At 45.7% G+C, this 10,963-nt stretch carries 12 protein-coding genes and 1 riboswitch; of the genes, 6 read left to right on the forward strand and 6 right to left on the reverse strand.

The window, feature by feature from the left end; translation table 11 throughout:
- Nucleotides 1-860: 860 nt before the first annotated feature.
- On the reverse strand, nucleotides 861-1,400 hold the full coding sequence (locus AB5903_RS20785; protein WP_022104765.1) for a DUF2500 family protein: 540 nt from the start codon (nucleotides 1,398-1,400) through the stop codon (nucleotides 861-863).
- Nucleotides 1,401-1,531: 131 nt separating this feature from the next.
- On the opposite strand from AB5903_RS20785, the gene AB5903_RS20790 reads away from it, so the two are divergent.
- Nucleotides 1,532-1,780: a hypothetical protein gene (locus AB5903_RS20790; protein WP_117667686.1), complete on the forward strand. Its 249-nt coding sequence runs from the start codon at nucleotides 1,532-1,534 to the stop codon at nucleotides 1,778-1,780.
- 196 nt (nucleotides 1,781-1,976) lie between these two features.
- Here AB5903_RS20790 and AB5903_RS20795 read toward each other — a convergent pair whose 3' ends face one another.
- Nucleotides 1,977-2,828: a mechanosensitive ion channel family protein gene (locus AB5903_RS20795; RefSeq protein WP_005652242.1), complete on the reverse strand. Its 852-nt coding sequence runs from the start codon at nucleotides 2,826-2,828 to the stop codon at nucleotides 1,977-1,979.
- A 123-nt stretch (nucleotides 2,829-2,951) separates the two neighbouring features.
- Nucleotides 2,952-3,047, forward strand: a riboswitch (TPP riboswitch).
- 36 nt (nucleotides 3,048-3,083) lie between these two features.
- Between AB5903_RS20795 and AB5903_RS20800 the strand changes: the two genes are divergently transcribed.
- The 3 genes from AB5903_RS20800 to AB5903_RS20810 are packed head-to-tail and all read left to right on the forward strand — an operon-like array spanning nucleotide 3,084 to nucleotide 6,611.
- Nucleotides 3,084-5,318 carry a TonB-dependent receptor gene (locus AB5903_RS20800; RefSeq protein ID WP_368118218.1) on the forward strand — a complete coding sequence of 745 codons (2,235 nt, stop codon included), beginning with the start codon at nucleotides 3,084-3,086 and terminating at the stop codon, nucleotides 5,316-5,318.
- An 8-nt stretch (nucleotides 5,319-5,326) separates the two neighbouring features.
- Nucleotides 5,327-5,944 carry a nicotinamide riboside transporter PnuC gene (pnuC, locus tag AB5903_RS20805; protein ID WP_005652246.1) on the forward strand — a complete coding sequence of 206 codons (618 nt, stop codon included), beginning with the start codon at nucleotides 5,327-5,329 and terminating at the stop codon, nucleotides 5,942-5,944.
- A 31-nt stretch (nucleotides 5,945-5,975) separates the two neighbouring features.
- Nucleotides 5,976-6,611, forward strand: coding sequence for a thiamine diphosphokinase (locus tag AB5903_RS20810; RefSeq protein WP_117667682.1), 636 nt, complete (start codon nucleotides 5,976-5,978; stop codon nucleotides 6,609-6,611).
- On the opposite strand, the gene AB5903_RS20815 is transcribed toward AB5903_RS20810, so the two are convergent.
- Entirely contained in the window at nucleotides 6,538-7,479 is a 942-nt protein-coding gene (locus AB5903_RS20815) for a DMT family transporter (RefSeq protein WP_040315492.1), read from the reverse strand. The genes AB5903_RS20810 and AB5903_RS20815 overlap by 74 nt on opposite strands.
- Nucleotides 7,480-7,607: 128 nt before the next feature.
- Here AB5903_RS20815 and AB5903_RS20820 point away from each other — a divergent pair, with 128 nt between their 5' ends.
- Nucleotides 7,608-7,775, forward strand: a complete 168-nt coding sequence (locus AB5903_RS20820) for a hypothetical protein (RefSeq protein WP_016660736.1) — start codon at nucleotides 7,608-7,610, stop codon at nucleotides 7,773-7,775.
- Nucleotides 7,760-8,095, forward strand: a complete 336-nt coding sequence (locus AB5903_RS20825) for a type II toxin-antitoxin system RelE/ParE family toxin (protein WP_022104757.1) — start codon at nucleotides 7,760-7,762, stop codon at nucleotides 8,093-8,095. The genes AB5903_RS20820 and AB5903_RS20825 overlap by 16 nt, the downstream gene beginning before the upstream one ends.
- A 46-nt stretch (nucleotides 8,096-8,141) precedes the next feature.
- Here the strand turns inward: AB5903_RS20825 and thrC are convergent, their stop codons facing one another.
- The 3 genes from thrC to AB5903_RS20840 form a co-directional block, all read right to left on the reverse strand.
- Complete coding sequence (thrC, locus tag AB5903_RS20830; RefSeq protein WP_217418322.1) at nucleotides 8,142-9,443, reverse strand: threonine synthase; 1,302 nt, start codon at nucleotides 9,441-9,443, stop codon at nucleotides 8,142-8,144.
- Between the two features lie 85 nt (nucleotides 9,444-9,528).
- Nucleotides 9,529-10,779 carry a cofactor-independent phosphoglycerate mutase gene (locus AB5903_RS20835; protein WP_368118220.1) on the reverse strand — a complete coding sequence of 417 codons (1,251 nt, stop codon included), beginning with the start codon at nucleotides 10,777-10,779 and terminating at the stop codon, nucleotides 9,529-9,531.
- 41 nt (nucleotides 10,780-10,820) lie between these two features.
- A partial coding sequence (locus AB5903_RS20840; RefSeq protein ID WP_368118221.1) for a hypothetical protein occupies nucleotides 10,821-10,963 on the reverse strand: 143 nt, incomplete at its 5' end.

Below are 10,963 nucleotides of genomic sequence, written 5' to 3' on the forward strand. Positions count from 1 at the left end.
CTACGCCGTTCCTGTCAGAATGTCAAAACATCGCTGCTCCCGTTCTCGAAAGCGGGTGCAAAAGTAGGACTTTATAATATACGCGCCAAATATATAAGGGGATTTTTTTCGAGTTTCTCTTGAACATTTTTATAAGACGCTGATTGACAAATGTGTTGAAGAACATATTTTTTAAGGAGGATGGAAAGTCTGGCAAAAGGGATACATTATAATATATGCGCATGCGCGCGGAAAGAAACAACGGAAGGTGGAAAGAAAACACGGAGATACGGAAGGGCATTGCATGACACCCGGGTCTTGACATGTTCGACACCCGGGTCTCGGCATGTTCGACATCCGGGTCTCGGTATGCACGACACCCGGGTGTCGGACACAAGAAAAAGGCTAACGGGACTAACGGCACAGGAAGAAAACAATACGGACACATACAAGGAAAAGAAATACAAACAGAAAAAGTGAATACTATACTTAAGAATATTTCTGTTCATTGTTTTTGTACTGCAAACCAATCATCCTTTTTCTGAACAGCATATTACACTTTCTTCCAACGATTGTTTGCGTGTATTCCCATTGACAAAAAATTCCGCCTTACACCCCCTTTTTTCTTTTCACACTTTTTAATCTACGTGTTACTAACCTTACAGACCACCTGTTGTATTACATTTTCAGCTTCCTTGGATTCTTTTTGTACAATGAAACCGAGCTATAAGTTACCTGAATAAAGGAAAACTATTTATTATTTTAGATAAGAATATACTGACAGAATTACTTTATGCTCTTTCAACTTGATAATGTGGCAGAAACCAATATTGAAATAATTCAATACACTCCTAAAGTCACTAACAAAACTTTATCTGTCACTATATACCTTGCTTTATAACCGGAAGCCCAAATCCGCCCTGACTTAAAGACAAGGCTTTCGGCTGCCCTTTCTGTGCATTCCTATAAACGGCACGAGAAACATGCAATGTTTTTACCGTACCATTATCAAAAGCGACTTCGAGATAATATTCATAGCGCATACCATCGGATACATAACGATGCTTTCCTACCTTGCGCCGTTTTTCATGTTGCTCCATACGTTTATCGAGTACGGTTACAGTTACCTCATACTCGTCAGCGTCCGCCAACAAATTGTTGCCTGAAAGAAACAATACATAACAGAAAGAACCCACGCATACCAAATGACACAGTACATTCACAATCCTGTTCTCTACGGTCGTCAGCCATATCCACTTCCGATAGAGAGGAAGAGTCAACATACCTGCCGCCAATGCTACGCCAACAGGTATCCACCAGGCTGCCAATGTTTTCTCAGAAATCACATATCCCATAGTGCCCGAGAACAATACGGCCAAGACCACAAAAATGCGTAATATTTTAATAAACAGAATCCCCATCGCTTTAATTTGTATTTTCCTGCAAATATAAAAATAAAAGTGACATTGCAAATTCTCACACACAGCATTCCGCATGAACTAACTTACCTAACAGAGCGTTATAACTGTACAAACTTAAAGAAACGACCATTATGGAAAAGAACTTGATTCATAGTAATGAATTGCATTTCATTGATAAGAAACGCATTCATCGGGCGGTAGAGCAGTTGGTTGAGTCATTGGAACTGGCAGCAGGTTCCACAACGGGATTTAATCTGTATGCAGTAGTAGAGAGTTATTTCACTGACTTGAACAAACGAAAGGAAATAAACCGTTTGCTTAATCTTGAGCAAAATATTTGTGAAGAAGTAGAAGAAGAACTCGGAGTGTACGAAATGTAAAACAATGTATACATATCAGTGAGGCTATATCCAAACTAAAATTCGCCTATTATTTGTTTCTTTCCGAGCACGGGATTACACGGAAAACACAGATTTTTCTTCATTCTTTTTCCGTGAAATCCGTGTAATTCCGTGCCTAAAAGAAATCATCAGATGTATTTTGACCTCAATATTCTTTCAACATTCGACTTTCCTATCAATCCTTTGCCTGATGCACTGTCAGTTGCGGGAACGGGAAACCGATTCCTTCTTCGTTGAATACAGTATAAATAGTCTTGTTCATATCAAAATAAACTCCCCAATAATCGCTGCTCTTCACCCAAACACGGATAACAATATTTACACTGCTGGCATCCAAAGCATGAAGGGCGACAAAAGGCGCCGGAGCATTCAGAATACGACTGTCGGCAGCAAGTATACGGCGTACGGTACTTTCCACCTTATCGTAATTCTCGCCATATTCCACTCCAATAACCCAGTCTACGCGACGGGTATCCTCACGACTGTAATTAGTCACAGTACCGCTACTCAAAGCACCGTTAGGAATATAAATCACCTTATTATCGGCCGTAGTAAGAATTGTATGGAATATCTGAATCTCGCGCACCGTACCGGACACACCCTGGCTTTCAATCCAATCACCTACCTTAAACGGGCGAAACAGCAAGACGATAAGTCCGCCGGCAAAATTCTGCAAATTTCCGGATAACGCCATACCCACCGCTACACCGGCAGATGCCAACAAAGCTGCAAATGAAGTTGTTTCAACTCCCAACTTGCCGATAACGGCAATAATTAACAGAATTGTCAGTAGAATATTCACCAGACTCTTGACGAAACTTTGGATACCCGCATCAATGTGCCGCTTCATCAGTAGTTTAGACACAAGTTTTTTAATGAAAGAAATAAGGAAACGCCCAACCACAAAGATTATAACTGCCCCTATAATACGACCGCCGGCTCCTACCCCCCAATCAATCAGTTGCTGCATAAAAATCTGAAGCTTGCTGAATCCCTCTTCAGAAGCCTGGGCGACAAACGCCGCCATTAATAAAGATGATAACATAATGATTATAGTTTAATGGATTAATGAATACAAAATTAACAAATAAATCCATTTTTCGTTCACATTATTTGTACCTTTCGACCAAAAGAAATACTTTTGCCTCTGATTTCAATTAAGGGGTGCCCTAATATTACGGGCTGAGATCATACCCATTGACCTGATTCGGGTAGTGCCGACGTAGGGAAAAGAAGAAAAGTTCCCCTTTTCTGTAGTAATCTTTAATAGTTCAAATTGCAAATGAAAAAGTATGCAATGACAGCATGCCTGTTTATGGCAGCGCTGAATGTCTGCGCACAGACAAAGGAAAAAGACAGTTTGCGGGTAATAGACTTACAAGAAGTAGAGATTATCTCTACACGCGCCACAGGAACCACTCCGGTGGCATTTACCAACATCAACAAAGAACAGCTTAAAAAACAGAACTTCGGACAAGACTTGCCGTATCTGTTGAGTATGACCCCCTCTGCCATCACTACCAGTGATGCCGGAGCGGGTATCGGGTATACCACATTGAGAGTACGCGGTACGGACGGAACACGCATCAACGTCACCGCCAACGGTATTCCTATCAATGATGCCGAAAGTCACAATGTATTTTGGGTAAACCTGCCGGATTTCGCATCGTCCGTCAAAGACATGCAAATCCAGCGTGGCGCAGGAACTTCCACCAACGGTGCAGGAGCTTTCGGAGCCAGTATCAACATGCAGACCGGAGACTTCTCACTGAAACCGTATGCCGAGCTGAACGGTTCGTACGGGTCGTTCAATACACACAAAGAAACGGTAAAAGCAGGAACAGGACTTATCAACGACCATTGGTCTTTCGACGCCCGCCTATCCAATATCAGTTCGGACGGATACATCGACCGCGCATCGGTCGGACTGAATTCTTACTACCTGCAGGGCGGATATTACAGCGACAACACTTCTATCAAGTTAATAACATTTGGCGGCAAAGAGCGTACCTACCATGCCTGGAATTATGCCAGTAAAGAAGAAATGGAGAAATACGGCCGCCGTTATAACTCTTGCGGATATATGTACACCGACGACAACGGCACCGACCATTTCTATGAAGACCAAACGGACAACTACGTACAAAAGAACTACCAATTGCTTTTCAACCACAACTTCACTTCCGCCTGGAATGTAAACGTAGGTTTGCACTACACCAAAGGAGATGGCTACTATCAAGAATACAAAGGCGGACGCAAACTGGTGGAATATGGCCTGTTGCCATACGAACATGACGGTGAAACCGTAAGCAAAAGCGACCTTATCCGTAAAAAAGCGATGGACAACTGGTTCGGCGGCGGCATCTTCTCCGTAAATTATAAGGGCAACCGCCTTCATACATCCCTCGGCGGCGGACTGAACCGCTATGACGGCGACCACTTCGGCAAAGTGTTGTGGGTGAAAAACTACATCGGCAACCTCGACCCAGACAAAGACTACTACCGCAACAATGCCACAAAGAACGACGGTAACCTCTATCTGAAAGCCAACTATGAGTTATGCAACGGGGTCAATGCCTATGCAGATTTGCAATACCGCCACATCTCTTATAAAATGTACGGACAGAACGACAAGTGGAACAGCGTTACCAATGACGGTCTGCAACAACTTGCCATTCACGAGAAGTTCGACTTCTTCAACCCCAAAGCCGGGCTGTCATGGCAAATCAACCGCAACAACCGGATATACGGTTCTTTCAGCGTAGCCCACAAAGAACCGACACGCAACAACTATACGGACGGCAAGTTTACCGAACACCCCAAAGCAGAGCGTCTGTTCGACTACGAGCTGGGATACACCTTTGCCAATTCCTGGCTGACTTTCGGCGCCAATCTATACTACATGGACTACAAAGACCAGCTGGTGCTGACCGGCGAACTGAACGAAATCGGTGAAGCCGTAGCCGCCAACGTACCCGACAGCTACCGTATGGGTATCGAACTAATGGCAGGTTTAAAGCTGCCTTGCGGTTTCCAATGGGACATCAACGCCACGCTAAGCCGCAACCGTGTAGAAAACTTTACCGAAACACTTTATGAAAACGAAGACCCGACCGGCGACACATGGAGCACTTATCTGGGCGATACCCACATTGCTTTCTCTCCCGACTTTCTGCTGAACAACCGTTTCGGATATATCTACAAGAGCTTTGAAGCATCTTTACAATCGCAATACGTCAGCAAACAGTACATGAGCAACCTGAATTGCAAAGACCATATTCTGGATGCCTATTTCGTCAGCAACCTGAACCTATCGTACACATTCACGTTGCCCAAAACAAAATCGATAACTGTAGGCTGTACCATCTACAATCTCTTCAACGAAGAGTATGAGAACAATGGCTACGCAGGCAGCGGCTTCTATTATGAGAACGGACAGAAAGTGCGCTACAATTATGCCGGATATGCCGCACAGGCCGGCACTAATGTATTAGGACATATCTCCTTGAGTTTCTAAATTTGATTATGGAGCAGACACTCGAAATTATCGGAACACTTGTCGGGCTTCTCTACCTCTGGCTGGAGTATCGGGCAAGTATATATCTTTGGATAGCAGGCATCATAATGCCTGCTATCTATATCTTCGTGTACTACAATGCGGGGCTGTATGCAGACTTCGGTATCAACATCTACTACCTCGGAGCTGCCATATATGGGTGGATGATGTGGAAATACGGAGCATTCTTACGCCGGACAATCCTGAAAAGGAAAATCCCGGATATGGAAAACCAACAACAGGAGCTTCCCATAACCTGCATGCCGTCAAGGTATCTGTTGCCGCTTATTGCGGTATTTGCCGTTACGCTTGCCGGCATTGCCTGGGTGCTTATCAACTTTACAGACAGCAATGTCCCTTGGCTGGACTCCTTCACTACCGCGCTCAGCATTGTCGGCATGTGGATGCTGGCACGTAAATATGTAGAACAATGGTGGGCCTGGATTGGCGTAGATGCTGTGAGTACAGGATTGTACATCTATAAAGGACTCGATTTTACCGCTGCATTGTACGGCCTTTACACAATAATCGCTATCTTTGGCTATTTCAAATGGAAGAAGCTGATGAAAAAAGAGGCTGATTTATGATTTATAAATTCCGATTTAGCAAGTATCAACTATGAAAGTGGAAGCTGTGGTTTTAGCAAACGGGGAATATCCTACCGCTCCCCTGCCTTTGCAGATATTGGCAGATGCGCCTTACGTAGTCTGTTGCGACGGCGGTGCAGACGAATACATCCGGAACGGACATACCCCCAATCTTATTATAGGTGACGGCGACTCCATCAGTGAGGAGAACCGCAAGAAGTACGGGCATCTGCTTCACCGCATTGCCGAACAAGAAACGAACGACCAGACCAAAGCCGTCAACTACCTGTTATCGCAAGGCAAACGCCGGATAGCTATCGTAGGCGCCACCGGCAAACGCGAAGACCATACGTTGGGAAACATCAGCCTGCTTATGGACTATATGCGTGCAGGAGCCGATGTACGGACTTATACAGATCACGGCATCTTCATCCCTTGCCGGAACACATGTACTTTTACCTGCCAACCGGGACAGCAAGTATCCATCATCAACTTCAATGCCCGTAAATTGCATGGGCTCGGCTTGGTATACCCTCTCAGCGACTTCACCAACTGGTGGCAGGGCACTCTCAACGAATGCATCGGAACAGAGTTTACGATTGAGGCGGAAGGGGAGTATCTGGTTTTTTTGAATTTCCCTCAGCCACTTCCACAAAGTACACGCTGATACAAATCATAGCAATGGCAACGGCCTGTGTCCAACTGAACCGGTCCTGTCCCAAAGAAAGCGAGACAACCGTGGTCACTACCAATATCAGATAGCTGTAAATAGCGACAACGGTAGTCTTCAGGTACTTCAACCCGACAGGAACCAGGAAGTAACTGAGATAAGTAGGGAAAATAAGGATAAATGCAAGTACAGCCCACGCCGTCCAATGCCACTCGCCCTTCCAGGCTTCTGCAAACATCGGTGCATCCCACCCTGCAACGGACGAAACGATTATGCCGGAAACAGCAGCTCCGCCAAATATATATTTCATCATTGTCACTACTCCTACCTTCTCCAGCAGTTTCTTGCTTACAATCAGATAAACGGCAAATACAAACGAACTGATCATACAAAGCAAATTGCCGGTAAAGGCATCGCGTGCCAAATCATCGCTTCCCTGCGTCAAGATACACAACATCGCACCGCCAAACCCCAAAGCTATACCGATAATCTTCATTACCGTAGCTTTCTCGTGCAGAAAGAAAACGGAAATGAGAAATACCCATATAGGCTGCATCGAATTGAATATGGCGCTCGAAACCGGAGTGGTTTTGCTGATGCCCAGCAGATAGCAGAACATAAATCCATAAAGCCCGAACGCCCCGAGGCAAAACAGCATGATGCGTTGCTTCCTGGTAACCGCCGCTTCTTTTATAAAACAACCCGTCAACCAAAAAGCCACTGCCGCAAACACGCACCGTATGGTAACACCCGTTAAAGCTCCCAACCACAAAGGCAATAAATACTTCAATCCGTTCATGTTCAGACCCGCCATGACACGGGACGCAACCATACTGAGATTGGCTTCCAGCTTTTTATCTTTCATGAGACTATCTACATTGAGTTCGAGGTAGTGAGAACGCATAGCACCGGGAAATGTTCGGAAACATACGGAACGTTATCCTAAACAATTCGCAACTTTGCAATGTTTTTAGGGAAACAGGAGACTGAAAAATGAAAGAAACAGAACCCAAACAGGCATCAAACCCCACCAAACAAGTGCTCGTATTCTCCACCCGCCTACGCCAGGATATCCAAACCGCTTGCCGGCAACTGGAAAACGGAGAAGGGCAAGAAGATGTTACAATCAATAAGGAAGTAAAGTCATGGTTAAACAAATAAATTGGTCGCCACTTGCCAAGGGGGAACTGAGGAGCCTGCTGTTATCCTCAGTGCAGAGGTTTGGAAACAAAGAACAGGGAAAGATTATATACTCACTCTTCCAGAATGCACTTCATCGCATTACTCTAAATCCTTTCATCGGACAAGCCACGGAAGTGGATAACATACGATATATCACTCCTTGTCCCGACTATACGCTATTCTACCGCCACAGCCTTCTAAAAATAGAAATACTCGTGCTTTGGGATAATAGCCATAAAGCCGGAAAGATAAAAAGCATTCCCACAGGAAAACAAGAAGAGGCGTCAAAACTCCTTTGATATTTTTTTAGTTTTGACACCTCATCCTATCAGAAACAACCGGTAATCAGACATTCATTAAATAGCGCTTGAAGTCTGCAAAATCTTTCGACATAGGCAGACTCTTCTTTTCGCCACGCATAAAGGCTTGCAACTTCTCCGGTATCTGTATCGCCTCACCGATAATATTCTCTACCGTATCTTTGAACTTGGCAGGATGAGCCGTTTCCAGGAAGACGCCCGTCTCACCCGGCTGCAAGCCCTCTTGCAATGCACGGAAACCGCATGCACCATGAGGGTCGAGCAGGTAATGCTCATCTGTCCAAACGTTCTTCACGGTTTCGGCTATCTGTTCGTCCGTATAAGCAGCACCGCTTATCTCGGCAGAGATAGCTGCATGGCTACCGCCATAGAGGTCGAGCACACGGGCAAAGTTACTCGGATCGCCCACATCCATGGCATTGGCTATCGTAGCGACGCTGGGTCGCGGCGCATAAACACCCGTCTGCAAATATTGATAGAATATGTCGTTACGGTTGTTGGATGCTATGAAACGCTTTATCGGCAGTCCCATGCGTTTACCGAACAAACCGGCCGTTATATTACCGAAATTGCCGCTTGGCACACAGATTACGGCATTGGCAGCCTTACCCGCCCGCTTCAACTGCGCATAAGCATAAAAATAGTAGAAAGCCTGCGGCAGGAAACGTGCCACATTAATGGAATTGGCGCTGGTAAGTTGCAAACGGCTGTTAAGCTCCTTGTCCATGAAAGCCGCTTTCACCAATGCCTGACAATCGTCGAACGTGCCATCCACTTCAAGAGCCGTGATATTCTGTCCCAACGTAGTGAATTGCTTTTCCTGAATTTCACTGACCTTGCCCTTCGGATAGAGCACATAAACATGAATACCTTCTACGCCGAGGAAACCATTGGCAACGGCACTGCCCGTATCACCCGAGGTAGCAACCAATACATTAACCTGCTTCTTACCCTCTTTTCTGATAAAATAGCCCAACAGGCGCGCCATAAAACGGCCGCCTACATCCTTAAAGGCAAGTGTAGGGCCATGGAACAATTCGAGGGAATAGATATTTTCCGTCACTTTCACCAAAGGGACATCGAAGCTCAATGTATCGTACACAATCTGCTTCAATGTATCTGCGGGAACATCTTCCCCAAAGAAAGCATCCGCCACCCGATAGGCTATCTCCTGAAAGCCAAGCGTATCAATGCTGTCGTAGAATTCCTGCGGCAACGGTTTAATGGTAAAGGGCATGAAAAGTCCTTTGTCTGCGGCAAGCCCTTTCACTACCGCCTCTTCGAGGGTAACATCGGGAGCTTGTTTGTTGGTACTATAATATTGCATATTAAATTAAATATTAAAGAATTAATAATTAAAGACTATGACGCTGCACCGAATAATAATCAGCACATTTGGGCATGTCATCTCATTATCCCTTCATAAATTCGTTTATAAACTCATCTTCTTTCATCAGACCGTAGCTGCCGCTGCAAGCCGCCACTTCATCAAAAGTCTGCACCTCGTCCGGCTCAATACCCGGATACCAAATAAAGAAAGGTACCGGTTCGTTGGTATGTGTACGCAGCTCGCAGGGAGTGGGATGATCGGGCAAAACGGCAATGGCGACAGGTTCTTCCCAATCTTTCACCGCTTCATAAATAGGACCTACGGCGCGGCTATCCAGATTTTCAATGGTCAGCATCTTCAAAGGAATGTCTCCTTCATGTCCCGCCTCATCGCTGGCCTCGATATGCAGGTAAACGAAATCATCCGTTTTCAGTGCGTCAAGAGCGGCAGCCACTTTATTCTCGTAATTGGTATCGTACAGTCCGGTCGCTCCTTCCACCGTCAGGCGGCGCAGTCCGGCATAATAGCCGATACCGTTAATCAAATCTACGGCAGAGATTACAGCGCCTTTCCTCACTTGAGGAAACTTATCCGAAAGTGTTTCCATCTGCGGACGATAACCCGGACTCCACGGCCAAATACTGTTAGCCGGGTCTTTGCCTTCGGTTGCACGCTTCCTATTGACGGGGTGTTCTTTCAGCAATTCTTGCGAACGCATGATTAAATCGTTAATCAGATCGGCGGTTTGTTGCGGGGTCAAATCGGCTTGTCCTTCGGGAACGGTGATACTTTCCGTACCTGCCATAGGCTTTACCAGCAACGGCCGATAGGGTTTCAGAGGGACATCATGCGGGGGAGTGCAGGCTATACGCTTGTCTCCACCTTTTATTACCAACAAATGCCGGTATTGCACACCCGTATGGAAACGCACGCGCTCATTACCCAAATGTTCCTGCAGATATTTCACCAGCACATCGGCTTCTTCGGTCGTAATATGTCCCGCCGAATGGTTCTTGATAGCATCTCCTTCAATGCAGATAATATTACAGCGCATCGCCATTTCACCCGGCTTCAGGTCTACACCGATACTTGCCGCTTCCAACGGGCCGCGTCCCTCATATACTTTCGGCAGGTCATAGCCCAAAACGGACATATTGGCAACCTCACTGCCGGGATGAAATCCGTCGGCAACAGTTTTTAACCTGCCTACACGCCCCATCCGGGCAAGCTTATCCATATAGGGCGTTTTAGCTGCTTGCAACAAAGTCCTGCTTTCCAAAGACTTTACAGGCCAGTCGGCCATACCGTCACCTAATATAATAATGTGTTTCATACCCATGAATCTTGAAATCCAAGTACGAAGTTCGTACTTAATTAAACGTTCGCAATACTCATAATGTCCGCAAATACTCCCGCAGCCGTTACACCGGCACCGGCACCGTAGCCTTGTATCATCATCGGATATTCCTTATAACGCTCTGTTGTCAGCAAGATAATATTGTTGCTGCCTTCCAGCC

It is taken from the genome of Bacteroides sp. 2201st1_D9_2201SCRN_220225 (assembly GCF_040928965.1).
Classification (GTDB): Bacteria; Bacteroidota; Bacteroidia; order Bacteroidales; family Bacteroidaceae; genus Bacteroides; species Bacteroides stercoris.